The sequence below is a fragment of the Nicoletella semolina genome, from assembly GCF_004345745.1.
Lineage (GTDB): Bacteria > Pseudomonadota > Gammaproteobacteria > Enterobacterales > Pasteurellaceae > Nicoletella > Nicoletella semolina.
The window spans coordinates 1-25,594 of sequence record NZ_SLXJ01000015.1; the positions used below are offsets into that span (position 1 = coordinate 1).

Below are 25,594 nucleotides of genomic sequence, written 5' to 3' on the forward strand. Positions count from 1 at the left end.
CTGAATCCATTCCGAACTCAGAAGTAAAACGCAGTAACGCCGATGGTAGTGTGGGGGCTCCCCATGTGAGAGTAGGTCATCGCCAGAGCTTTATTAAATTAGTTTATTAATTATATATTGTTTATCTAGTAAGCTAACTTAATTGAGAATTTGATTAATGACAATAGTGCTGTGGTTCTACCTGAATCCATTCCGAACTCAGAAGTAAAACGCAGTAACGCCGATGGTAGTGTGGGGGTTCCCCATGTGAGAGTAGGTCATCATTAATCTCCTATTTTGCGGAGCGGTAGTTCAGCTGGTTAGAATACCTGCCTGTCACGCAGGGGGTCGCGGGTTCGAGTCCCGTCCGTTCCGCCACTTATTAAAAGGCGAGTTAACTCTCGCTTTGTCTATAGGGGCGTAGTTCAATTGGTAGAGCACCGGTCTCCAAAACCGGGTGTTGGGAGTTCGAGTCTCTCCGCCCCTGCCATTATTTATCTTTTTACATTCTTTTATACTCCACTAGATGGTTTTGCAAATTTTTTGTAGAAATTAATCGCTTGTAATATTTATCATTATTAAAATGAAAAACCTTGACCCTATAATTGAATTGTTTCTAGCTTCTCTTTGGCAACAAGAAGGGTTATCCAGTAATACAATATCTGCCTATCGAATTGATTTAGTTATCTTTTCTCAATGGTTATCCTCTCCACAGGCTTTTTTGACACTAGATTATCTAGATATACAACAATTTATTAGCGAAAGATTGGAACAAGGATACAAGCCTGCGAGTTTAGCCAGAATGCAAAGTTGCTTAAGAAAGTTCTTTCATTTTCTTTATGTAGAAAAATATCGTAAAGATAACCCAACAGAAAAGTTAGTATCGCCTAAAAAAAAACTCTATTTACCTAAATCTCTTAGTGAAGAGCAAGTTTCTGCATTATTAAATCTCCCAAATATACAAGATCCCATAGAACTGCGAGATAAAGCAATGCTTGAGTTGCTTTATGCGACTGGATTACGGGTTTCCGAATTAGTTTCACTCACTCTAGAATCTATTAGCTTACGTCAAGGCTTAGTAAGAGTTGTAGGTAAGGGAGATAAAGAACGTTTGATTCCCTTAGGTGAAGAGGCTAATTATTGGGTTAGACAGTTTTTTGCTGAAGGTAGAATGTTGTTATTGAATGGTATGCAATCTGATGTTGTTTTTCCAAGTCGTTTGGGGAAGCAGATGACTCGTCAAACGTTCTGGCATAGAATTAAATATTATGCAAAACTTGCTGGTATTGACGGCGATAAACTTTCGCCTCATGTTTTACGCCACGCATTTGCTACACACTTAGTAAACCACGGTGCAGATTTGAGAGTAGTTCAAATGTTACTTGGACATAGTGATTTATCTACCACGCAAATTTATACCCAAGTTGCTCGTACACGTTTAAAATCGTTACATCAACAATTTCACCCCCGAGGATAATATGCAAAAAAAAGGTTTTTCTTTATTTGGTTGGTCTCTTGCTTTTTTCTGTTTACCAAGTGCGTTATGGCCACTTGCTTTGCTTGTTTCATCTGCTTTTTCTGATAATACTCACCTAACTTCATTTCAAATAGATTATTTTTCCATTCTTTTTTGGATATATCCCTTTGTTCTTTTATTGGTATCAGGTGGACTTTATAGGTTGTATCGACAACATAAACGCTTAGCGGTAGTTTGTTTGATATTTGCCTTTTTAATCTTTTATACACTTGTCTTTTATATTGTTTCTCAATTGATACAGTAAGAGTATTTAACCTTATTTTTCCAGTCGAATTGTTGAATTTAATCATAATAGTGATATATTTACTAGTGATAATTATTATTAAATAGACAAGGAGACTTATGATACTAAATGAAAAACATCGGAGAATGATTGTTATAGGTACTGTTGCAACGACAGTGAGTTTTATCTCTCATTCGAAAGGGCAATCTACAGTTCCAGAAGCATTAGGTGAAGTTTTTGTAAAGGGAACATCAACGTCAGTAACGAAAGAAGATGCTTTTATAAAGTCAAAAGCGATGAGTGTAAGAGAAGTTAAATCAGACAATACTCAATCGCTTGATGATATTGTTAGAACGGTTCCAGGTGCTTTTACTAATTTGGATAAATCAGGCGGTGGTGTAAATGTGAATATCCGTGGTTTAAGTGGATTTGGACGAGTCAATATGACAGTTGATGGCGTTTCTCAGACCTTTTATGCTTCTTCAGCAGACGATGGGGGGAGTCGTGGTAGCGGTACTTCTTCTTTTGGAGGACTTATTGATCCTGCATTTATCCGAGGTGTTGATATTGAACGTGGTACCTTTAGTGGTAAAGGTGGAGTTAATGCTTTAATGGGATCGGCTGATTTTAGAACTTTAAGATTGGCTGATGTTATTAGAGAAGATAATCAGGTTGGAGCAATTGCTAATTATAGTCTAGGTAGCAATAATATTGGCAATAGCTATATGGTTGCCGTTGCAGCAAAGAAAAACTTTGATAATAAAAAGCTTGGATTTATTTATGGCTATTCACATCGTGATATATCACAAGATTATAAAGTGGGAGATGGATATGGAAATATCAAAGGAAAAGAGTTTACCTTTGCAGGTTATAATGCTGCAGGCGAGCCAACCTATATAGATGAATTCGGAGAACTGTGGTACGAACCTGGGTTACCTCCCTATAATGCCAAAGCACTTCGTCAAAAGCCGAAAAGTCATTTAGCCAAAATAGAATACAGTGATCAATACAATGATTTGGTGCTATCTTACCGAAATTATCAAACAGGGCTTGTGGGTCGCCAAATTAAATCAGATAGCTATCAAATTAATTATCATCTGACTTCTCCTCAAAATCGCAATGTAGATTTGAATGTATTGTATGCTTATAACTTGGGTAAGCAAGAGTACCAATCAGGTGCAAAAATTATGAGCCTTCCACTACAATTTGGGGGCTTGACGACTAAAAATACATCAAATACATTTGATGTGAGTAATACATTTAGTAACGAACTGCCTTTTGGTTTCTTAAAAACAACACTTGGCGTGAATCTTCTTCATAATGAGTATAAGAAGAGTAGACACCCTTCTGAATTGAACTATCGTGTAGCTAAGAATAAACATAAAAGAGGTATAGGTGCCTTAATTAATGGTTCTGAAGCTAATACTTTCTATCCTGAGGGTGAGCAAGAGTTTAATAGTGTATATCTTGATAATAGTCTAACCTTTGGTATTTTTACACTTGATGCTAATTTGAATTGGACTAAAAATGAATACCGAGGTGAACGTTGGGATCGCATCGGAACAGGAAATAATGAAAGTGCAAGACGAAGCTATCAACGCTATTTCGGCAAGGATTTTTTCACCAATCCAAAATATCAAAAAATATTGGATGAAAGCTTTAAATTTAATAGAGAAGAATTTGCTTATGAAGTATTACAATTTTGGGATTATGAAGAAGGTAATTCTGAACACGAATCAAAAGTTGATCAGGCTATTCTCGCTAATCCAGATAAGAAATATCTAGGATATGAACATATTTCAACGGGGCGAAACTTCAAAAAATATGAAATGGGGGAGCATAAATATCTGAATCATTCTTTAGGATTATCTGCTTATATTCACGATATGTTCACACCGTTTGTAAATTATTCAAAAACGCACCGATCACCAAATATTAAAGAAATATTCTTCAGTGAGTTTGATAGTTCAGGGATTAATCACCTAAAACCAGAAAATGCGAAAACGTGGCAGTTAGGCTTTAATTCTTATCGATCAGGTCTTATCTCAGATCAAGACACTTTTGGGTTTAAATTTTTGGTATATAAGACAAAAATTAATGACTATATTCATAATGTAAAAGCGAGAGAGTCTCGATGGGGAAGTGCAGAGCCATTCATCAAGCATTATAATTATGCCAACAAAGTTAGAATTAAAGGCTTAGAGGTAGAATTAAGCTATGATCTTGGTCGTTTTTATTTAGAGATGGCTTATGCTCGTCAATATACTAACCAACCCCTCAATTTTACGGACTCTAGCCCTCGAGTAGACGCTCCAACAGCTCAAGGTCAATGGGCTCAAGGCTATGGCCTAACTAAATTGACAATGTTGCCGAGAGATTATGCAAGTCTAGATTTTGGAACAAGATGGTTTGATCAAAAATTCATACTTGGTACAAAAGCGAAATATTATGGGGAAAGTCGTGTTACAACACAAAATGCTGCTATAGTACCTTGTCCAGGAACAGCACATGGAAAATCTGGATTTACCCATATTTGCGGTTACAATAAAGAAGAAGGCGTGTTGAAGAAACAACCGATTATTTTCGATATTTATGCTATTTTCAAACCTATAAAAAACCTTCAAGTTAAAGCTGAAGTTCAAAATGTATTTGACAGGGCTTATATCAATCCATTAGATGCAAATAATGATTCAGCAAGCCAATTCTTATACCAAATGGGCGTTAGCGACGATTACCAATACCAGTCGAATAACTATGCGAGAGGGCGAACTTATTTAGTTAATTTTAACTACCAATTTTAGTTACTACCTTCCGTTATACTATAACAATGCAACGGCTCTCTCTATTTTTGGAGGGAGCTTTTTTTGTTCGCTTTCAGTCGGAGAAAATTCTTTCTGAATATGTTTGCAATTTTTTGTAAATAAATAACTGCTTGTAAGGCTTGGAAGAAATAGAATAATGTATGTATTGTAAATATAAGTGAAATTGTTACAATTAAGAATAGTTATTAATTGTAAAAAGGTGCGTTGTAATGAGAAATAAGCAGATAAAATTATCGGCTATTGCAGTGGTGGTGTTATCTTGTGGCTTAAACTACGCTAGTGAGAATGCTATAAGGCTACAAACAATTGTTGTTTCGGGTTCGCAGGGACAATCTCAAAAAATTGGTGAGATTAAAAAAACAGCAAAAATGCTGGGTAAGCAACAAACCCAAGATAGTAGAGAGGTGGTTCGTTATGAAACGGGCGTAACGGTAGTGGAAAATGGGCGATTTGGCACATCTGGCTATGCGATTCGTGGGGTCGATGAAAACCGTGTTGCTATTCAAGTTGATGGTCTAGCTCAAGCGGAAACCATCTCTTCGCAAGGTTTTAAAGAGCTATTTGAGGGATATGGTAATTTTAATAATACCCGTAACGGTGCTGAAATTGAAACCTTAAAGCAGGTAATCATTCGTAAAGGTGCTGATGGGGTCAGAACAGGCAGTGGATCGCTTGGTGGAGCGGTTATTTTTGAAACGAAAGATGCGAGGGATTATTTAACGCAGAAAAACTATCATTTTTCCTATAAACGTGGTTATTCTTCAGCAGATAATCATCATTTGAATCGTTTGAGTTTAGCGGGGCGTTATAAATGGTTTGATGCGTTGGTAGTAGCAACAAAACGAGATGCTGATGAATTGAAAAATTTTGGTTATAAAAGTTATGCGTCTCATATCCAAGGTAAAAAACGTGAAAAAGCTGATCCGTATCAACGTAGTGTGAATAGCACATTGTTAAAAGTAGGCTTCCAACCTAATGAGGAAAACCGCCTAAGTGTAATGGCGGATTTATATCAGGCAAAAACCAAGGGGAATGATTTTTCTTATACGTTAAAACACACAAAATTAGGGGTATTACAGCGTGATGAGGTGGAACTTCGCCACGTCAATGACAAAATAGTGCGGCAGAATTATGCGATTACTTTTGAGAATTTCACTCAAAACCCATTTTACGACAGTCTAAAATTGACGTATTCCAACCAAAAAATTACAACTCGTGCAAGAACGGACGAATATTGTGACGGTAACGAGAAATGTGAATTTTTGCAAAATAAATTTGGGTTGAAATATAACAAAAATAATCAATTGGTAGATAAAAATAATACGCCGATTGAGTATGTGAATATTCAGCCATATTGGAATGAAAAAAATCTCCATTCTGAAACCGTTACTTTGTTAAACAAAGAAGAGCTGGAAAAAGCAGGAAAGTATTGGAAGTACGATAGAGAGATATTTAGACCGAAAAGAACGGTTGTCGAAAAAAGGCTTGAGGAACAATTTAAATTAAATCCGAATGCGACTGTTGATTATGAGTGTGATCCAAGTTCTGGAGAATTGGTTTGTGCCTTTACGGTCAAAGAAAATACTTATATCAATAAAACAGAACGTTCGCTTGTCGTAGATGGTATGAAATATGATTTAAATGACCCAGCTAATGAAGGCGTTAGCAATCAGATTGATTACAACTTATCGACTTATAATCCGATTATTTATAGCTGTGATGCGGTAAATTGTGAGCTGAATACGATCAAGGCTTTTTATAGAGATAAGATCGTTGATGTGCCATTTAAGGTGATTGAGCGAGAGGGGAAAAAGTATGCTCAAATCCAAGCCGATAGATCGATTTATACCAGCCAGCTTAGATCACCAGTTGTTATTAGACCTAATAACAAGGGATATTTACAAAATATTTGGACAGAGCGTGATCTCAATACGAAAACACACCAGATTAATTTGGATTTAACCAAAGAAATTGAGTTTTGGGCAACAAAACACGCCTTGTTTTATGGTGGTTTATGGTCTAAAAACGGAAAATCTATGGTCAATACTTCAGGCGATACCTATCTTGCTGATTCACTCAGATGGTGGGCGGTATATCCTCAGAGCTGTAAAGGTACAGATAAATTTAATTCACTTTGCAGTAATCAAAATACCTATTCGTTCTTAATTCCTGTGAAAAATGTAACGAATGCACTCTATTTTGGGGACGATATTCGTTTTAATGACTGGTTAGGCATTGATTGGGCTTATCGTTATGACAAGATCAGGTATAAACCAATTTATGTCGCAGGCGTCACGCCAAAATTGCCTGATGAGATGGTGAAACTTGATCCAAGTTTAACACCAAAAGAGAATATTCAGCGATTTTCACAACCGAAAAAATATTCGGCAAAATCCTATTCTGTGGCGACGACATTTGATCCTTTGCCTTGGTTAAGGTTGCAAGCAAAATACGGCAAGGGGTTTAGAGTGCCGACTAGTGATGAAATTTACTTTACTTTCTTGCACCCTGATTTAAGCATTAAGCCTAATGTGCAGCTCAGAGAGGAGACGGCAAAAACGAAAGAGGCAACAGTAACTTTGCATCACGATGTTGGATTCTTGACGTTTAGTGCATTTGAAACAAATTATAAAAACTTCATTGATTTGCAATATAAAGGGGAGCTGTCTCGTCAAGTTGGTAGCCAAAATCTAGGTTATGCTATTTATCAAAATACTAATCGTCCAGCAGCAAGGGTAAGTGGTATTGAATTACAATCGAAAATATTTTTAGGTCGTTTATTTAACCCACTTGAAGGGGTAGTGGTAGGGTATAAATACACCTATCAAAAGGGGCGTATGGCGTATGATCCGAAGACAGATATTGCTAAGCCAACTGGGGGATCTGGTATTCCAATGAATGCGATTCAACCGAAAACGTCAGTATTCAGCTTAGGCTATGATCACCCATCAGAGCGGTTTGGTGCGGATATTTACATCACTCACGTTGAGAAAAAAGCGAATAAAGATAGCTATAATCGCTACCATAGTGAAGAACGAGCAAAAAGTAGCTATGCTAAATGGCTAAGTCAATCTTACACGACGATAGATACGATAGTTTATGTTAAACCAATAAAAAGCCTGACATTGCAACTTGGCGTCTATAACTTAACTAATCGCAAATATGCGACTTGGGATAGTCTACGTTCGATTAAGCCGTTTGGTACCGCTAATCGTATTGATAATGCTACGGGTGAGGGAATTAATCGTTTTTATGCACCAGAACGTAATTTCAGATTAAGCGGTGAATTAACATTCTAATTTTGCAATCTTTCCTTCAAACTGATGCTAACAGACAACTTCCTCTTTAATATGGAGGAAGTTGTCGAATTCACAAAAAGTATTACAGCAGCAACATTGCTCCCCATTTGATAATATCAAAGAAGAATTTATTTTCGCTAGTTGCAAGTCCTTCGCTGTTTTTTGTCTCTGAATTATCCTGTGTAATATCGACCATTCCGTTTTTATATTTTCCTTTCAATACGTCAAGATCATTGCGAGCATTGTTTCTTAGGATTTGGCATTGTTCATTAGGTAATGCTTTGACTTTATCTGTTTTGAATTTTTTAAACTGACGCTGTGCATATCCCATTGATTTTTCGTCTTCTTGGATCATTTTGACGTAATCTGAACCAATAAACTCCTCCAGTGGATAAAATAAAACATACTGTGCGTGGATATAAGCGTCTTCTTTAGAAAAATGCTGTTGCTGAATTCTGGTCAAATTGGGGTAAATACAGAGTTCTGCTTGGCGACTGGCGATTGCCCAACGATGAGCATCTTGGTCTGAAATAATATAATCAGCACCGATAAATTCGCCAGGAAAAGGCTCTTGAGGATTTGTTATGCTACACCCTGTAATGAAAAGCATAATGCCTGAAAGCAACCATTTTTTGTACATCATTTTGTTAAACCGTTATTTTATTAAGTTGTTATGAGAAAAAGGACGAGGCATTTTATCAGTAATTTTTATCTTGATATAGCACAGCAATATCGTAAATGGCTTTCTTTTTTATTATTTCGAGATATAATTTATTCCTTTTGATTTGAAATTTATTAAAATAAAATGCAGAAGAGAAATACTCAGCAACGCCGCCAAGCAATTGTAAAAATTGTACAACAGCAAGACGAAGTTAGCGTTGAACATCTAGCTAGCTTATTTGAAACATCAGAAGTTACGATTCGTAAGGATCTTACGATTTTGGAAGAGGGGGGCTTTTTATTACGTCGTTATGGTGGAGCGATGAAAATGCCTGAAGGCCTCGTTGATGAGCAAGGAGAAGGTGAGAATGTTTCGATTCAAAAGATGGCGATTGCAAAATGTGCAGTAGAGCTGATTCGAGATCACAATCGTATTATTGTGGATAGTGGTCGTACAACAGGGGCATTAGTTAAGGTGCTTCATCAAACAGGCTTAGTGATAATGACGAATTCATTAGCGTTAGCGAATGAGCTGATTTCTTTAGAGTGTGAACCTACGGTATTGATGACCGGTGGCACTTGGGATATGCGTTCTGAATCATTTCAGGGAAAAGTCGCAGAGCAGGTGCTGCGTTCTTATGATTTTGATCAGCTTTTTATTGGGGCTGATGGTCTGGATTTAGCTCGTGGTACAACTACGTTCAATGAGTTAGTCGGATTAAGTCAAGTGATGGCAGAAGTAAGCCGTGAGGTGATTGTGTTAATTGAGAGCGAGAAAATAGGGCGAAAAATGCCAAACCTTGAATTAGGGTGGTCGCATATTGATAAGTTAATTACCGATAATCAATTAAGCTCAACTATTCGTGCTGACATTGAGCAGCAGGGGATTGAGGTGATTATTGCAAAGTAGTTTCCTATTTTCCTTCCCTAACGAACCATTTGCGGTGTGAACAGATGCAAAAATGAAAATAGAGAGAAATTTTTCTCTAAAAAACCATTATTGTTAAGTAAAAAAAGGATTATTAATTTTATGTGTGGAATTGTTGGGGCGGTCGCCCAGCGTGATGTTGCAAGGATCTTAGTTGATGGATTACATCGCCTTGAATATCGAGGTTACGATTCGGCGGGGGTTGCCGTCTTAAATAAAAATACAATACAAACGGTGCGGCGTGTTGGCAAGGTTGAGGCGTTAGATGAGGCGTTGTGTGCTGAACCATTGCAAGGGCAAACAGGTATTGCTCACACCCGTTGGGCTACACATGGTGAAGCGAGTGAGGCTAATGCCCACCCACATTGCTCGGAGGATATTGCAGTAGTACATAATGGTATTATTGAAAATTACGAAATATTGAAAACGACCCTGCAGGCAAAGGGATATGTTTTTCAGTCGCAGACGGATACCGAAGTGATTGCTCATCTTGTCGCGTGGGAGTTGCAATCTGCCAGTTCGTTGTTAGAAGCCGTACAGAGAACTGTGGTGCAGCTGCGTGGGGCTTACGGCACTGTGATAATGAATAAAAATGAGCCTGAACATCTGATTGTGGCACGTTCAGGGTCTCCGCTAGTGATTGGTTATGGGGACGGAGAAAATTTTATTGCCTCTGATCCGCTTGCTTTATTGAGCGTTACTCGCCGTTTTAGTTATTTAGAAGAAGGGGATATTGCGGACGTTTATTGCCATCGTGTTGAAATTTACACACAAACTGGTGAGAAGGTACAGCGTGAAATTTTGGATAACTGTTTTACCGATGATGCGGCAGATAAAGGTATGTATCAGCACTATATGCAAAAAGAAATTTTTGAACAACCGCTCGCTATCACGAATACTCTTGCTGGAAGAATTGAAAATGGCCGATTAAATCTCAATACTTTTGAGCAAGAGGCTCAAGAAATTTTGCAGAAAGTTGAGCATATTCAAATAGTCGCTTGTGGCACATCATACAACGCTGGAATGGTTGCTCGTTATTGGTTTGAAGATTTGGTGGGTATTAGCTGCGATGTGGAAATAGCCTCTGAATTTCGCTATCGCAAATTTGTTACACGACCAAATAGTTTGCTGATTACACTCTCTCAGTCGGGCGAAACTGCAGACACGCTTGCTGCAATGCGTTTGGCTAAAACTTCAGGCTATATGGCAACAATGGCGATTTGTAATGTGGCAAGTTCTTCCCTTGTACGTGAGGCTGATTTTGCTTTTATGACTAAGGCTGGGGTGGAGATTGGAGTGGCTTCAACCAAGGCTTTTACTACGCAACTCACTTGTTTATTGCTGTTAAATATTGCAATTGGGCGGTTGCAAGGTTCGCTGAATGAAATGCGAGAATGTCAAATTGTACAAGCTTTACAACGTCTGCCTGTTCAACTTGAGAGCGCTTTGGGGCTAAATAATGTAATTGAGCAACTTGCCAGTGATTTTGCAGATAAGCAACACACGTTGTTTTTAGGGCGTGGTGAGTTCTATCCTATAGCGATGGAATCGGCGTTAAAACTCAAGGAAATTTCTTATATTCACGCTGAGGCTTATGCCTCTGGTGAGCTAAAACACGGACCTCTTGCGTTGATTGATAATCAGATGCCTGTGATTGTGCTTGCTCCAAATAATGTGTTGTTAGAAAAAGTGAAGTCTAATATTGAAGAGGTGCGTGCGAGAGGCGGATTGCTCTATATTTTCACTGATCAAACAGCTGGGTTTAATGAAGTTGCTGGGGTGAAATTGATCACAACCGTGCAAATTGATGAGGTTATTGCCCCTATTTTTTACACTGTGCCGCTACAACTGTTCGCCTATCACGTTGCTTTAATTAAAGGCACGAATGTAGATAAACCAAGGAATTTAGCAAAAGCGGTAACGGTGGAGTAAATAGTAGTTGCATTTGTGATTGCATTGATAAAATCGTGTAACAGAGACTAAGGCAAGTAATTACAACAGAAGTAAGTTACTTGTTTTTTTGCAAAAAATAGCTATAATTCCACCGCTTGTTTTGTATTTAAAGAAATCTATTGAGAGAGATCTCGAAAGAAATAACAAACAAGCGATATGCCCTCACCTCGAACGAGGGTTTTCTTTTTACTATCAAACTTTTAGAGGACGGTTATGGTAACCATTCGTTTAACTCGTGGCGGAGCTAAAAAACGCCCATTTTATCAAATCGTGGTGGCGGACAGCCGTAGCCCACGTGACGGTCGTTTCATCGAGCGTTTAGGTTTTTTCAATCCAATTGCAGCAGGTCAAGCTGAGCGTTTACGTTTAGATGTTGCAAAAGTTGACGCTTGGATTGCAAAAGGTGCATCGCTTTCTGATCGTGTTCAAACCTTAGTAAAAGAAGCACGCAAAGCGGCTTAATTAAAGGTATTAATACAAGCGGTTGTTTTCTGTAAATTTTTTTTGATAGGTGAATATGAGCGAACAAAAACTGGAAGTTGTCGGAAAGTTAGGGGCGACTTATGGTATCCGTGGCTGGTTACGTCTTTATTCATCAACAGAAATCGCAGAAAGCATTTTTGACTACTTACCTTGGTTTTTAAAAATCAAAGGGAAGTGGCAGGCTGTCGAATTAGAAAGTTGGCGTTATCATAACAATGATTTGATTGTGAAATTAAAAGGCACAGATGACCGAGAGGCGGCACAGCTTTTAACCAATGCTGAAATAGGTGTAGCGTTAAGTGTGTTTCCAACATTAGACGAGGGAGATTATTACTGGCACGATTTAATTGGTTGCCAAGTAGTGAATGTTGACGGCTATACGATGGGGCTGGTGAGCGAATTAATGGAAACAGGATCAAATGATGTGCTTGTGGTGCGTGCAACAGCAAAAGACGCTTTTGGAAAGCAAGAGCGGTTAATTCCGTTTTTATACGAACAAGTAGTTAAAAGAGTCGATCTCACCACGAAAACAATTACAGTGGATTGGGACGCTGGTTTCTAACCTCAGGTATGCGGTTAGCTTTAATAAAAAGACGTTGAGGCAACAGAGATAGCAATGTGGATTGGTATCATTTCGCTGTTCCCTGAGATGTTTAAAGCGATTACCGATTTCGGGGTAACAGGACGTGCAGTAAAACAAGAACTTCTGCAAATTCAATGTTGGAATCCTCGTGATTTTACCTTTGATAAACATCGTACCGTAGATGATCGCCCTTATGGTGGTGGTCCAGGTATGTTGATGATGGTACAGCCTTTGCGTGATGCTATTCATCAAGCAAAAGCGAGAGCTAAGGCAGAAGAAGGTGGGGAGGCAAAAGTTATTTACCTCTCGCCGCAAGGACGTAAACTTGATCAGGCTGGCGTAAAAAGTCTTGCAAGTAATCAGAAGTTGATTTTGGTTTGTGGACGTTATGAAGGCATTGATGAACGATTGATTCAGACAGAAATTGATGAAGAATGGTCAGTCGGAGATTATGTTCTGACAGGGGGGGAATTGCCTGCAATGACGTTGATTGATGCAGTTGCAAGGTTTATTCCAGGGGTACTTGGGAAGCAGGCTTCAGCAGAAGAAGATTCTTTTGCGAGCGGATTGCTAGATTGTCCCCATTATACTCGCCCTGAAATACTGGACGGTTTGCCTGTACCTGAAGTGCTGATGTCTGGACACCACGAGAAAATTCGCAAATGGCGACTGGAACAGTCTCTAGAGCGGACGTGGTTAAGACGCCCTGAGCTATTAGATAGCCTAGCTCTGACTGACGAACAAAAAGGGTTGTTGCGTAAAATTAAGCAGCAACAAGATTCAGTTAATTCTAGGACATAAAAGGTTTAAAAAATGAGTAACATCATCAAACAACTCGAACAAGAACAATTAAAACAAAATATCCCAAGCTTCCGTCCAGGGGATACATTGGAAGTTAAAGTTTGGGTAGTAGAAGGTAGCAAAAGACGTTTGCAAGCGTTCGAAGGCGTGGTTATTGCAATTCGTAACCGTGGCTTGCACTCTGCATTTACACTGCGTAAAGTTTCAAACGGTGTAGGTGTTGAGCGTGTATTCCAAACTCATTCACCAGTAGTAGAAAGCATTTTTGTAAAACGCAAAGGTGCGGTGCGTAAAGCGAAACTTTACTACTTGCGTGAGCGTTCAGGTAAATCTGCTCGTATTAAAGAGCGTTTAGGCGACTAATCCTAAACGAACGATGAAAAGGCTTGGGAGGACAATTTGGTTACCCCAAGCCTTTTTTGTTTATTATATTTTTGTGCTATCTGCACAAGCGGTTAGAACTTTGTGATTTTTTGCAAATATTTCCGCTGAATAATTAATGAAATAGTTAAGGGCTAAAGTAGCGATACATTTAAGTCGTGATCTGCTCCAACAATTCTGACTCGCTTACCTGCGACAAATCCCGCTTCTTTTTTCTGTACAACTACAATTTCTTGCCCATTATCTTTGCGAATAACGAGTTCTAAAGAATCCACTTGAGCTGTTTTCTGCTCGACTTTATTGCCAATAATCGCAGCAGCTACCGTACCAATTGCACTGGCGATAGTTTTGCCTGAACCTCCGCCTATTGCTGAATCAGCGACGCTGCCAATCACGTCTTGGTTATCTGCTTAAATAGCAACTTCACGAGTTGAAACGATCGTGTCATAGCTGATAGAGCGAGCTTCCTTCGCTTTGTTACCACGGTAAACACTTCTACTGTTGTAAAGGTAATTTTTTCATCATATTTCTCCAATAAAAAAGTTCAAAGCAACAGCTCTGAACGAACAATGGTATTTATATCGTAAGGGTGTAATTTGAGACAGCAATTGTTTTGGCTCGTTTTATTTTTAAGAGAAATAGCGATGCTTGGATTTGGTAAGCGTTCACCTGCGACCTGAGGTTGGCTGATTTTTATATTAAGATCAGTATGGTCAGTTAATTGGTATGTTGTAGTTAGCCGCACTATCCATTGTTCAACTGTCTCATTGGTTAAAAATGGAACAACAATTTCACAATGCTCCCAGCCTTCCTTTGGGTAGGTTTTGCTTTTTGGGAAGGGAAGCTCAATCACCGAAATAGCCTGATGACAAAAAGGGAGCGGTTCGTGTAGGCTAAATAATGCAATTGGGCGACCATTTACCTCGCTTTGTTTAAGTAGTGTGCTGTTGTTTAATAGCATTTTATACCAATGCTCAGCCGTTTGAGTATTATTCATTCGTACAGCAAGGTGGTCAATCTCAAATAATGATAAATTAATCTGGGCAAGTTGAGCAATTTGTTCGATTTTTTGTTGAAATACAACAAGATCACCAAAACAAGCGGTCATTTCCTCGTAAAATTTTGCATTTTTTAGTATCATTGGCACTAATTTTTACAGTAAAAGATAGGTTATCTCGTGAATATTCAGCATATTTTATCGGAAAAAATCCAACAAGCAATGATTGCCGCAGGGGCAAAGCAAGACGTGGAGGCGTTGGTGCGTCAGTCAGGCAAGCCGCAGTTTGGCGATTACCAAGCCAATGGCATTATGGGGGCAGCCAAAAAATTGGGGCAAAATCCCAGAGAATTTGCTCAAAAAACCTTAGAGCAGCTTGATCTTAGTGGCATTGCCAGCAAGCTAGAGATTGCAGGTCCAGGGTTTATCAATATTTTCTTAGACCCCACTTGGCTGGCAATGCAAGCATCAGCCGCCCTTAGCGGCGACAGATTGGGCGTGGATTTGCAGGCTGCCCAAACCATTGTGGCGGATTATTCCTCCCCCAATGTCGCCAAAGAGATGCACGTTGGGCATTTACGCTCAACCATCATCGGCGATGCGGTGGTGCGTACGCTGGAATTTTTGGGACACAAGGTGATCCGAGCCAATCACGTTGGCGACTGGGGGACGCAGTTTGGTATGTTGATTGCCTATCTTGAAAAGATGGAGAACGAGCAAGCCACAGCGATGGATTTGGGCGATTTGGAGGCGTTTTATCGTGCTGCCAAGGCACATTATGACTGCGATGAAACCTTTGCTCAAAAGGCTCGAGGCTATGTAGTGAAGCTGCAAAGTGGCGATGAATATTGCCTCACAATGTGGCAAAAATTGGTCAATATTACGATGGAGCAAAACCAAAAAAATTACGACCGCCTCAATGTTACCCTCACCCAAAACGATGTGATGGGCGAAAGTTTGTACAACCCAATGCTGCCAGAAATTGTGGCGGACTTAAAAAATAAAGGCTTAGCGGTGGAAGATGACGGGGCGTTTGTGGTGTTTTTAGACGAATTTAAAAACAAAGAAGGCGAGCCGATGGGCGTGATTGTCCAGAAAAAAGATGGCGGATTTTTGTACACGACCACCGACATCGCCGCTGCAAAATATCGCTACGAAACCTTAAATGCCGACCGTGCGTTGGTGTTTTCCGACTCTCGCCAAGCACAGCATATGCAGCAAGCGTGGCTGATTACTCGCAAGGCAGGCTATGTGCCTGAGCAATTTAGCCTTGAGCATCACTATTTTGGTATGATGCTGGGCAAAGATGGCAAACCGTTCAAAACTCGCACAGGTGGCACAGTGAAGCTGGCAGATCTGCTTGATGAAGCCGTTGAACGAGCCACTGCACTGATTGCACAAAAAAATCCAAAACTGACCGCTAGCGAACGCCAAGCCGTGGTAGAAGCCGTGGCGATTGGGGCGGTGAAATACTCTGATTTATCCAAAAACCGTACCACGGATTATGTGTTTGACTGGGATAATATGCTAAGTTTTGAGGGCAACACCGCCCCTTATATGCAATACGCCTACACTCGTGTTCGCTCAATTTTTGAGCGTGCAGGCATTGATATGAGCACAGCCGCTGGCGAAATTGTGCTAAATGAAGACAAAGAGCGGTCGCTTGCATTAAAATTATTGCAATTTGAAGAAGCTCTGACCACACTCGCCAAAGACGGCACGCCGCACATTTTGTGCCAATATCTTTATGAATTGGCAGGTATCTTCTCCAGCTTCTACGAGGCTTGCCCTATTCTACATGCCGAGGAAAATGTGAAAAATAGCCGCCTAAGACTTGCCAGCCTCACCGCCCAAATTCTAAAGCAAGGCTTGGATTTATTGGGTATTAAAACGGTGGAGAAAATGTAGGTGTAAATAAACAGTGTTATAAAACGCAAAATAGCCTAAGTATGAGTGGCAAATCAAATCATTAAAAGATGAAAACCACATTGTCAGTGATGTGGTTTTCGCTCAAAGTCTCGCCATACATAAATCAAAATATGAGTATTTGTCATTTTACTGCCATATTTTTAGTGGATAATATCAACGTCCATTTCACAGGAGAGACAAATAATGAAGCAAAAACTCATCACTTTGGCACTAACCATGACAGTTTTTTCAGGCACCTTCCTATCAACCAATAGTGTTGCCACACCTTTTTATCCCAATAAAGAAAAACTGGTTATCGCCCATCGTGGGGCCAGTGGCTACTTACCTGAGCATACGCTAGAGAGTAAAGCCTTAGCTTTTGGTCAACGAGCTGATTATTTAGAGCAAGATTTGGCGATGACCAAGGACAACCACATCATTGTGATTCATGATCATTTTCTTGATGGTCTGACTGATGTAGCTACAAAATTTCCCAATCGCCATCGTGCAGATGGTCGTTATTATGTGATTGACTTTACCTTGGCTGAAATTAAAACGTTAAAGATGACTGAAAACTTCAAAACCACAGACGGCAAGCAGCACCCAGTTTACCCAAATCGCTTTCCACTTTGGAAATCTCACTTTACCATTCACACGCTAGAAGAAGAGATTGAGTTTATTCAAGGGCTTGAGAAATCTACAGGCAAGAAAATTGGTATCTATCCAGAGATCAAAGCCCCTTGGTTGCATCATCAAGAAGGCAAAGATATTGCGTTAGAAACCTTAAAAGTGCTTAAAAAGTATGGCTATACCACCAAGCAAGATCCTGTTTATTTACAAACCTTTGATTTTAATGAGCTTAAGCGTATTAAAACCCAGCTTTTAGCACAGTTAGGCATGGATATTAAGCTGGTTCAGCTGGTGGCTTACACCGACTGGCAAGAAACTCAAGAAAAAAATGCACAAGGCAAATGGGTAAATTACAGCTACGATTGGATGTTCAAACCCAATGCGATGGCTGAGGTTGCAAAATATGCCGACGGCGTCGGCCCTGGTTGGTATATGTTAATTGATGATAAAAAATCCAAAGCTGGTCACATCATTTATACTCCGCTTGTAAAAGAGCTAGCTAAATATAATTTAGAATTACACCCTTATACAGTAAGAAAAGACGCTCTACCTGAGTTTTTCTCTGATGTAAATCAGATGTACGATGCTTTATTAAATCAGGCTGGAGCGACAGGCGTATTTACTGACTTTCCAGATACGGCCGTCGCATTTTTAGAAAAATAGATTGCTATATTTGGGAAATTGCAAGCGGTCTATTATATGGTAATGCTTGCAATTTCTTTTCTTTGTTAAAATGCTATCATGTAGAGTGAACAATTTTTAGATATTTCTATGGTTAGACATATCCGTAGTTCATTAGGCGTTGGTAGCGACGTTCAAGCAGTTGTTCCTTATCTAGGTTAGTCAGTTCTGCTAAATCCTCTAATATTCGCTGTTTTAAATTTACTGCCATTTCATTGTGATCACGATGTGCCCCACCAAGTGGTTCTGGTACGATACTGTCAATCAGTTCTAGTTCTTTTAAGCGAGTTGCTGTCAGTCCCATTACTTCAGCTGCAGTGGACGCTTTTTCGGCACTTTTCCATAAAATAGAGGCACATCCCTCAGGTGAAATCACTGAATAAGTGCTGTATTGTAACATATTGACCTTATCTCCCACCCCAATTGCTAATGCACCGCCTGATCCACCTTCGCCAATGACAGTACAGATAACAGGTACTTTAAGAGTAGACATTTCTCGTAAATTACGAGCAATAGCTTCGGATTGCCCACGTTCTTCTGCTCCAATGCCAGGGTAAGCCCCAGGGGTGTCGATAAAGGTGATAATTGGCAGGTTAAAACGTTCTGCCATTTGCATTAAACGTAGGGCTTTGCGGTATCCTTCTGGGGCTGGCATACCAAAATTACGCTTCACTTTATCTTTTACGTTGCGTCCCTTTTGATGACCAATAACCATTACTGGGCGGCCATCAAGTCGAGCGATACCACCAACAATCGCTTTATCGTCCGAAAAAGCACGATCACCCGCTAATTCATCAAATTCGGTAAAAATTCTCTCAATATAATCTAAGGTATAAGGGCGACTAGGGTGGCGTGCCATACGAGATATTTGCCACGAATCAAGGTCTGCAAATGTTTTTTTAGTTAATTCTTTGCTTTTTTTCTGTAAGCGAGCAATCTCGTCATCTAGGTTAATTTTATTATCTTCCCCTACAGCGGAGCGTAATGCTTCAATTTTTGCTTCTAGTTCTGCTATTGGTAATTCAAAATCCAAGTATTCTTGGTTCATATAGGCTCCTTTCAAGCACATAATCAATGAAAATGTATCATTTTGCGTGATTTGGCGGATTCTAGCAAATATTCCTTTTTTTGTCTTGCGTTGAGAGGGGGTAAAAAAATGGTGAACCAATGTTCACCATCTAAATCACAACTTGTTACTAAGCATAGTACATCTTACTAAGCATAGTACATCTCAAATTCCACTGGGTGTGGCGTCATATTCAGGCGTTCAACTTCTTTACGTTTGATTTGGATATATGCTTCGATAAATTCTTTACTGAATACGCCACCTTGCGTCAGGAATTGGTAATCGCTTTCTAAATTATCCAGTGCTTCGCCTAATGAATTTGCTACAGCAGGAATATCTTTTAACTCTTCAGGGGGTAAGTCATAAAGGTTTTTATCCATTGCCTCACCAGGGTGGATTTTATTTAATACGCCGTCTAAACCTGCCATCAATAATGCAGAAAATGCAAGATATGGATTGGCTAGCGGATCAGGAAAACGTGCTTCAACACGAGTTGCTTTTGGCGTAGTTACCGCAGGGATTCGAATTGAGGCTGAACGATTGCTAGCAGAATAAGCGAGTAAAACAGGAGCTTCGAACCCAGGTACTAAGCGCTTGTAGGAGTTTGTACTTGGGTTAGTGAAGGCATTTAAGGCTTTGGCGTGCTTGATTATACCGCCAATGTAGTAAAGTGCAGTATCTGATAGCCCTGCGTATTTATCTCCCATAAACACATTTTTGCCCGCTTTACTTAATGACATATTGCAATGCATTCCAGAACCATTGTCCCCAGCAAAAGGTTTTGGCATAAAGCATGCGGTTTTGCCGTGTTCTAATGCGACATTTTGTACCACATATTTGTAAATTTGGGTTTCGTCGGCTTTTGCTGTTAATGTATTAAAACGAGTAGCAATCTCATTTTGTCCTGCTGTAGCCACCTCGTGGTGGTGAGCTTCAATGACAAGTCCCATTTGTTCTAAGATTAGGCACATTTCTGAGCGAATATCGTGAGCGGTGTCAATTGGTGCAACAGCACAGTACCCCCCTTTCTTTAGTGGGCGATAGGCGTTGTTACCATTTTCATATTTGCGGTTGGTATTCCACATTGCTTCAGCATCATCAATGTGATAAGAAACATTATTTGGCTCAACCGAAAAGCGGACATCTTCAAATAAAAAGAATTCAGGCTCTGGACCAAATAGCACACTATCTGCAATACCTGTGGATTTTAAGTAGTTTTCTGCACGCATTGCAATGGAACGAGGATCTCGGTCATAGCTTTGCATTGTATTTGGATCGGAAATACTACAGCGGATTGTTAGAGTGGGGATACGAGCGAAGGGGTCAAGGGTAGCGGTTTCAGGTATTGGCATTAACAGCATATCGGCTTTATTAATTGCTCTCCACCCTTCAACAGAAGAGCCATCAAACATTTTGCCTTCTTCAAATAAATCTTCTAAATCATTGTCGATAAGGCTAACAGGAAGGGAAACACCGTGTTCTTTACCTTTTATGTCGGTAAATTTGAGTAACACAAATTTAATCTCGTGTTCTCGAATAAGTTTAGCAACATTTTCAATTGCATTAGCGGTTGTAGAAAGAGGCATAGTGAGCAGTCCTTGAGTAAAAAAGAGAATAAAAGACAGAATAGATTGCCAATTTGTCAATCTTTGTCAGCGGTAAAAGATACTAAATTTCATTCATTTGAAATATAGGGAAACGGAAAGTTTACATAAAATTACAAAAGGAGCTTTTGAAAAAAGAAGAACGCTGGGAGAGCGGTCTGTAGCGAAGGTATTTTTGCAAAATTTATTTGATTGTTGGAGAATGCTGAAGCATTGAGCGAGCTGATTGCATACTGCGTTCAACGGTGGTTCGACGAGGATCATCTTCAGGCATTAATTTGAGCATCATTCCCCAAGTTACTGCAGCCATTTTATAATCTTCTTGTTCAAATGCACGAAAAGCTAGCAAGCTAAGTGCCTCAATATTGGTGTGATCAGCTCGAATTAAGGCTTTTAAAATTTCCTCGCCTTTTGCTTTATCTTGTGGATCATCAGAGTACATCAGTATTTCCACATAGCGTAGTCGGTAGTGCTGGTTTTCTGGTTGAATTTGGCTGGCTTTAGCAAAGCTGTCTAATGCCAGTTGTCCGTTATTAGTTGCCATTCCGATTTGCCCCAGCGTAAACCAAGCGGCGTGATCTTGTGGTTTTTTCTGTAGTTCAACTCGCAAAGCCATCGCAAACTGGTTGAGTTCTTCTAATGACAGTGGATTGGTATCTTCGGTTTTTATTCTTTCATAAAAATAGGACAGTTTTTGGTGGCTTGCACTGAGCATTGAATCATCAAATTTTGAGCCAACTTGCCAATAGATAGCCGTACTGACAAGTGGAACGATCAATAACAAAGCCACAAACCACGTTTTGTATGCAAATTTTTGTGTAGATGTGACCGCTTGTGTCTGTATGGGAATATCATCAAGCAAATTTTGCTGAAGCTCTTGCCTGGTTTGTTCAAGATCGTCAATTTTTCCTTGTTCAGCTTCTTGCTCAGTCTCTTTTAGACGGTCAAAATAGAAAGCTTTATTTAGCTGATCCCGCAATTTAGACTCTTTTTGAGCATCTTTTTTTAGTAATGGATAAAAACTTATCAGACAGATGACTAGGGATATGGCAACTATTACAATAAAAAACATTATTTTTCCCTCTTGTTTAAAATGGCGTTGAGGCGAGCTTGATCAAGCATTTTTTCAGAGTTCAAGTCAGAATTGACCGCTTGTTTTGCTGTTTTTTTACGTTGTGCTAAGAAGAATAGACCAAACAAAACCAATAATAGTGGTATCACCCAAAGCAATATCGTTGCAGGCGTAATTGGCGGATCATAAGTAACGAAATGTCCATAGCGTTCGATCATATATTCAACTATCTCGTCTTTGCTTTTGCCTTGTTTAAGCAATTCGAGTGTTTTATTTCGCATATCGGTTGCAATGGTTGCATTCGAATCAGCAATATTATTATTTTGACATTGAGGGCAGCGTAATTCTTGAATTAACGTGCGGTAATCCGCTTCTTGTTTGGGGGAGTCAAATTGCTCAATATCTAAAGAAGCTATCGCCAGCGAAGGTAATAAATAGAGGCATATCAAGATTATTTTTTTCATTTTATTTCAACTTTTCGTAAATTGGCTTAAGTGTTTTTTCCCATACGGAAGCATTAACATCGCCTGCATGGCGGTAATGAATAATGCCGTTACCGTCAATGATAAAGGTTTCAGGTGCACCGTATACACCTAAATCTAAACCCAATGAACCTTTAGGATCAAAAACTACAGCTTGATAAGGATTGCCATAATGCTCAAGAAATTTAATGGCTTTGGTGCGGTCATCTTTGTAGTCTATTCCTACTATTTCCACGCCCTGTTCTGCCAAGATAGTAAGGTATTCGTGTTCAGCGTAGCACGTTGGACACCACGTTGCCCAAACATTAAGTAGGCGAGGTGAGCCTGTTTTTACGATGTTTTGATCGACAAATTCTTCAGAAGATTTGACCGCTTGCAAGCGAAAATTGGGAACACTCTTGCCAATTAATACAGATTCCAGTTTTTTGGGGTCATCACCTTGAGCATTGAGATTGAGCTGTATCATAAAAGCAACAATTAAACCCAAAAAAACAATAAGCGGAAGAAGGAGTTTTTTATTCATTTCGATGATTATCCATAACAAGCGGTGATTTTTCTAGGGCTATGCAAGCTTTTTGAACTATGTAAGTTCTGTGAACTCTGTCAGCCCTACAAGCTATGCAAATTTTACTTGCGAAGTTTAACGGTTTCAACTGCGTGTGCATCGCCTTTGACTAAGATCAAATTGGCACGTTCACGGCTTGGTAAGATATTTTGGCGTAGGTTCAAGCCATTAATTTCGTCCCAAATGGTTGAGGCAGTTTGAATAGCTTCTTCTTCTGATAGCGTTGAATAATGATGAAAATATGCATTGGGATCAGAAAAAGCACTGCGGCGGAATTTTAAAAAGCGGTGAATATACCATTGCTTTAATAGCTGTTCATCAGCATCAACATAGATAGAAAAATCAACAAAATCAGACACAAATACGTTATGTGGGCTAGATGGGTAATTCATACCGCTTTGTAACACATTCAATCCTTCCAAAATAACAATATCTGCCTGATTAACTACACTGAATTGGTCGGGAATAATGTCGTAGGTTAAATGCGAGTAAACAGGTGCTTTGACCTGATTTTTCCCCGATTTTAAATCGGAAACAAAATTGATTAGACGGTGAATGTCATAGGACTCAGGAAAACCTTTCTTTTTCAATAGCTGTTTTTTTTCCAGCACAGCAAGGGGGTAAAGAAAACCATCAGTCGTGATTAATTCTACTTTATGTTCTTGTGAGAGCAAGGCTTGCAAAATACGAGCAGAGGTACTTTTGCCAACGGATACGCTGCCTGCAACGCTGATAATATAAGGCACTTTTGTATGAGATACACCTAAAAATTTGTTTAATACAGATTGACGCTTGAGGTTTTCTTCTATGTAGTAGTTAATCAGGCGAGCAAGAGGCAGATAAATAGTGCTAACTTCTTCTAATGAAAGGTCTTCGTTAAATCCTAACAACGGTTTTAATTTTTCCTCGGTTAAGGTGAGTGGCATTGATTTGCGTAATTCAGCCCACTGTTGGCGATTAAAGGTTAAAAAAGGCGTAATTTTAGGTGTAGATTGAAGTGTCATTGCCTATTACTCACTACATTTTTGAAGAGATCTATTCAAATTGAATAGAAGCTACGGAGATGAGAATATACAATATAAATGCTCTTAAATGGGGAAGTTATTTATAAAATTAGCGAGAATATCGAAAAAATCAGCATTTTGGATACTTTACAATCAAAAAGTCTTATTTTTGAAAAATTTTGCAAAAAATACTTGCAAGGATTTTGCAAAGCCCTATAATTCGCACCACTTGCTTACGACAATGCAATGCCGACTTAGCTCAGTAGGTAGAGCAACTGACTTGTAATCAGTAGGTCACCAGTTCGATTCCGGTAGTCGGCACCATCGCAATGTTTAACCAAGTATTCAGCTAATGTGGAGGGGTTCCCGAGCGGCCAAAGGGGGCAGACTGTAAATCTGTTGGCTCAGCCTTCGAAGGTTCGAATCCTTCTCCCTCCACCACGTCTTTAGTTGGATTTCTTATGGGACAGACGAATTTAGAACAGCGGGCATCGTATAATGGCGATTACCTTAGCCTTCCAAGCTAATGATGCGGGTTCGATTCCCGCTGCCCGCTCCAAGCGCTGATATAGCTCAGTTGGTAGAGCACACCCTTGGTAAGGGTGAGGTCGGCGGTTCAAATCCGCCTATCAGCACCACTCATTTCTTCTATCTTCCTCTTTTCCTTGTAAAGTAAACAGTATTTATTTCTACATTTGGTTAATGTGGTAACGTACCATCGTAACCGTGTTTGTTTAGAGGGACTTTAAAAATGTCTAAAGAAAAATTTGAACGTACAAAACCGCACGTTAACGTGGGTACAATCGGCCACGTTGACCACGGTAAAACAACTTTAACTGCAGCAATCACTACCGTTTTATCAAAACACTTCGGTGGAGCTGCTCGTGCATTTGACCAAATTGATAATGCCCCAGAAGAGAAAGCACGTGGTATTACCATCAACACATCACACGTTGAATACGATACAGCAACACGCCACTACGCACACGTTGACTGCCCAGGACACGCAGACTATGTAAAAAACATGATTACGGGTGCGGCACAAATGGATGGAGCAATCTTAGTAGTAGCAGCGACAGATGGTCCAATGCCACAAACTCGTGAGCACATTCTTTTAGGTCGCCAAGTAGGTGTACCATACATCATCGTATTCTTAAACAAATGTGATATGGTTGATGATGAAGAATTATTAGAATTAGTTGAGATGGAAGTGCGTGAACTTCTTTCACAATATGACTTCCCAGGTGATGACACACCAGTTGTACGTGGTTCAGCGTTACAAGCTTTAAACGGTGTTGCAGAATGGGAAGAAAAAATTCTTGAATTAGCAGGTCATTTAGACAGCTACATTCCAGAGCCGGAGCGTGCAATTGACAAACCATTCCTTCTTCCAATTGAAGATGTATTCTCAATTTCAGGTCGTGGTACAGTAGTAACAGGTCGTGTTGAGCGTGGAATCATCAAATCAGGTGAAGAAGTTGAAATTGTTGGTATCAAAGACACCACCAAAACAACCGTAACAGGTGTTGAGATGTTCCGTAAATTACTTGACGAAGGTCGTGCAGGTGAGAACGTTGGTGCATTATTACGAGGTACTAAACGTGAAGAAATCGAACGTGGTCAAGTGTTAGCGAAACCAGGTTCAATCACGCCACACACAGACTTTGAATCGGAAGTGTATGTGTTATCAAAAGAAGAAGGTGGACGTCATACTCCATTCTTCAAAGGTTATCGTCCACAGTTCTACTTCCGTACAACAGACGTAACAGGTACAATTGAATTACCAGAAGGTGTTGAGATGGTAATGCCAGGCGACAACATTAAAATGGTTGTTAGCCTAATCCACCCAATTGCGATGGACGAAGGTTTACGTTTTGCGATTCGTGAAGGTGGTCGTACAGTAGGTGCGGGCGTTGTAGCGAAAATCATCAAATAA

21 protein-coding genes, 6 tRNA genes, 2 rRNA genes and 1 pseudogene are annotated in these 25,594 nt (G+C 39.7%); 21 read left to right on the top strand and 9 right to left on the bottom strand.

Going from position 1 to position 25,594, the window contains the following annotated elements:
- The 8 genes from rrf (EV693_RS08355) to EV693_RS08390 all read left to right on the top strand — a co-directional run.
- Positions 1-88: ribosomal RNA gene (gene rrf, locus EV693_RS08355) — 5S ribosomal RNA — on the top strand; the annotation flags it as partial.
- A gap of 65 nt (positions 89-153) precedes the next feature.
- Positions 154-269 (top strand): 5S ribosomal RNA (rrf, locus tag EV693_RS08360).
- Positions 270-280: 11 nt separating this feature from the next.
- Positions 281-357, top strand: a tRNA-Asp gene (locus EV693_RS08365).
- A 36-nt stretch (positions 358-393) separates the two neighbouring features.
- A tRNA-Trp gene (locus EV693_RS08370) sits at positions 394-469 on the top strand.
- Positions 470-562: 93 nt separating this feature from the next.
- The gene (gene xerD / locus EV693_RS08375) at positions 563-1,456 is read left to right on the top strand and encodes a site-specific tyrosine recombinase XerD (protein ID WP_132501931.1); all 894 of its coding nucleotides are present in this window, start codon (positions 563-565) and stop codon (positions 1,454-1,456) included.
- A 1-nt stretch (position 1,457) separates the two neighbouring features.
- Positions 1,458-1,760: a DUF5389 family protein gene (locus tag EV693_RS08380; RefSeq protein ID WP_132501932.1), complete on the top strand. Its 303-nt coding sequence runs from the start codon at positions 1,458-1,460 to the stop codon at positions 1,758-1,760.
- Positions 1,761-1,858: 98 nt separating this feature from the next.
- The gene (locus EV693_RS08385) at positions 1,859-4,540 is read left to right on the top strand and encodes a TonB-dependent receptor plug domain-containing protein (protein ID WP_132501933.1); all 2,682 of its coding nucleotides are present in this window, start codon (positions 1,859-1,861) and stop codon (positions 4,538-4,540) included.
- Between the two features lie 230 nt (positions 4,541-4,770).
- Positions 4,771-7,860 carry a TonB-dependent hemoglobin/transferrin/lactoferrin family receptor gene (locus EV693_RS08390; protein ID WP_132501934.1) on the top strand — a complete coding sequence of 1,030 codons (3,090 nt, stop codon included), beginning with the start codon at positions 4,771-4,773 and terminating at the stop codon, positions 7,858-7,860.
- Between the two features lie 82 nt (positions 7,861-7,942).
- Here the strand turns inward: EV693_RS08390 and EV693_RS08395 are convergent, their stop codons facing one another.
- A complete protein-coding gene (locus EV693_RS08395) occupies positions 7,943-8,500 on the bottom strand; it encodes a DUF5358 domain-containing protein (protein WP_207906502.1) in 558 nt (185 codons plus the stop codon).
- Between the two features lie 165 nt (positions 8,501-8,665).
- Between EV693_RS08395 and EV693_RS08400 the strand changes: the two genes are divergently transcribed.
- The 6 genes from EV693_RS08400 (at position 8,666) to rplS (ending at position 13,631) form a co-directional block, all read left to right on the top strand.
- Positions 8,666-9,430 carry a DeoR/GlpR family DNA-binding transcription regulator gene (locus EV693_RS08400; RefSeq protein ID WP_132501936.1) on the top strand — a complete coding sequence of 255 codons (765 nt, stop codon included), beginning with the start codon at positions 8,666-8,668 and terminating at the stop codon, positions 9,428-9,430.
- 120 nt (positions 9,431-9,550) lie between these two features.
- Positions 9,551-11,380 carry a glutamine--fructose-6-phosphate transaminase (isomerizing) gene (glmS, locus tag EV693_RS08405; protein ID WP_132501937.1) on the top strand — a complete coding sequence of 610 codons (1,830 nt, stop codon included), beginning with the start codon at positions 9,551-9,553 and terminating at the stop codon, positions 11,378-11,380.
- A 234-nt stretch (positions 11,381-11,614) separates the two neighbouring features.
- Complete coding sequence (rpsP, locus tag EV693_RS08410; protein ID WP_132501938.1) at positions 11,615-11,863, top strand: 30S ribosomal protein S16; 249 nt, start codon at positions 11,615-11,617, stop codon at positions 11,861-11,863.
- A 55-nt stretch (positions 11,864-11,918) separates the two neighbouring features.
- The gene (gene rimM, locus EV693_RS08415; RefSeq protein WP_132501939.1) at positions 11,919-12,446 is read left to right on the top strand and encodes a ribosome maturation factor RimM; all 528 of its coding nucleotides are present in this window, start codon (positions 11,919-11,921) and stop codon (positions 12,444-12,446) included.
- A gap of 54 nt (positions 12,447-12,500) precedes the next feature.
- Positions 12,501-13,268 (top strand): tRNA (guanosine(37)-N1)-methyltransferase TrmD, encoded by a 768-nt coding sequence (trmD, locus tag EV693_RS08420; protein ID WP_132501940.1) that lies wholly within the window; start codon positions 12,501-12,503, stop codon positions 13,266-13,268.
- Between the two features lie 12 nt (positions 13,269-13,280).
- On the top strand, positions 13,281-13,631 hold the full coding sequence (gene rplS / locus EV693_RS08425) for a 50S ribosomal protein L19 (RefSeq protein WP_132501941.1): 351 nt from the start codon (positions 13,281-13,283) through the stop codon (positions 13,629-13,631).
- A 152-nt stretch (positions 13,632-13,783) separates the two neighbouring features.
- On the opposite strand, the pseudogene EV693_RS08430 reads toward rplS, so the two are convergent.
- Positions 13,784-14,149: pseudogene (locus tag EV693_RS08430) on the bottom strand (outer membrane lipoprotein); the annotation flags it as partial.
- 44 nt (positions 14,150-14,193) lie between these two features.
- Entirely contained in the window at positions 14,194-14,790 is a 597-nt protein-coding gene (locus tag EV693_RS08435; RefSeq protein WP_132501942.1) for a VOC family protein, read from the bottom strand.
- Positions 14,791-14,826: 36 nt separating this feature from the next.
- Here EV693_RS08435 and argS point away from each other — a divergent pair, with 36 nt between their 5' ends.
- Positions 14,827-16,554: an arginine--tRNA ligase gene (argS, locus tag EV693_RS08440; RefSeq protein WP_132501943.1), complete on the top strand. Its 1,728-nt coding sequence runs from the start codon at positions 14,827-14,829 to the stop codon at positions 16,552-16,554.
- Positions 16,555-16,758: 204 nt separating this feature from the next.
- The gene (gene glpQ, locus EV693_RS08445) at positions 16,759-17,847 is read left to right on the top strand and encodes a glycerophosphodiester phosphodiesterase (protein WP_207906501.1); all 1,089 of its coding nucleotides are present in this window, start codon (positions 16,759-16,761) and stop codon (positions 17,845-17,847) included.
- A 112-nt stretch (positions 17,848-17,959) separates the two neighbouring features.
- On the opposite strand, the gene accA is transcribed toward glpQ, so the two are convergent.
- The 6 genes from accA to coaA form a co-directional block, all read right to left on the bottom strand.
- The gene (gene accA, locus EV693_RS08450) at positions 17,960-18,913 is read right to left on the bottom strand and encodes an acetyl-CoA carboxylase carboxyl transferase subunit alpha (protein WP_132501944.1); all 954 of its coding nucleotides are present in this window, start codon (positions 18,911-18,913) and stop codon (positions 17,960-17,962) included.
- Positions 18,914-19,080: 167 nt separating this feature from the next.
- The gene (glnA, locus tag EV693_RS08455; protein WP_132501945.1) at positions 19,081-20,517 is read right to left on the bottom strand and encodes a type I glutamate--ammonia ligase; all 1,437 of its coding nucleotides are present in this window, start codon (positions 20,515-20,517) and stop codon (positions 19,081-19,083) included.
- A gap of 202 nt (positions 20,518-20,719) precedes the next feature.
- Positions 20,720-21,610 carry a c-type cytochrome biogenesis protein CcmI gene (gene ccmI, locus EV693_RS08460; protein WP_132501946.1) on the bottom strand — a complete coding sequence of 297 codons (891 nt, stop codon included), beginning with the start codon at positions 21,608-21,610 and terminating at the stop codon, positions 20,720-20,722.
- Positions 21,607-22,071, bottom strand: coding sequence for a cytochrome c-type biogenesis protein (locus EV693_RS08465; RefSeq protein WP_132501947.1), 465 nt, complete (start codon positions 22,069-22,071; stop codon positions 21,607-21,609). The genes ccmI and EV693_RS08465 overlap by 4 nt, the downstream gene beginning before the upstream one ends.
- Position 22,072: 1 nt before the next feature.
- The gene (locus EV693_RS08470) at positions 22,073-22,612 is read right to left on the bottom strand and encodes a DsbE family thiol:disulfide interchange protein (protein WP_132501948.1); all 540 of its coding nucleotides are present in this window, start codon (positions 22,610-22,612) and stop codon (positions 22,073-22,075) included.
- 104 nt (positions 22,613-22,716) lie between these two features.
- Entirely contained in the window at positions 22,717-23,658 is a 942-nt protein-coding gene (coaA, locus tag EV693_RS08475) for a type I pantothenate kinase (RefSeq protein ID WP_132501949.1), read from the bottom strand.
- A gap of 248 nt (positions 23,659-23,906) precedes the next feature.
- Between coaA and EV693_RS08480 the strand changes: the two genes are divergently transcribed.
- From EV693_RS08480 to tuf, 5 genes are all read left to right on the top strand, one after another.
- Positions 23,907-23,982 (top strand) — tRNA-Thr (locus tag EV693_RS08480).
- A 32-nt stretch (positions 23,983-24,014) separates the two neighbouring features.
- Positions 24,015-24,099 (top strand) — tRNA-Tyr (locus tag EV693_RS08485).
- 43 nt (positions 24,100-24,142) lie between these two features.
- A tRNA-Gly gene (locus EV693_RS08490) sits at positions 24,143-24,217 on the top strand.
- A gap of 3 nt (positions 24,218-24,220) precedes the next feature.
- A tRNA-Thr gene (locus EV693_RS08495) sits at positions 24,221-24,296 on the top strand.
- A gap of 113 nt (positions 24,297-24,409) precedes the next feature.
- Entirely contained in the window at positions 24,410-25,594 is a 1,185-nt protein-coding gene (gene tuf / locus EV693_RS08500) for an elongation factor Tu (protein ID WP_132500783.1), read from the top strand.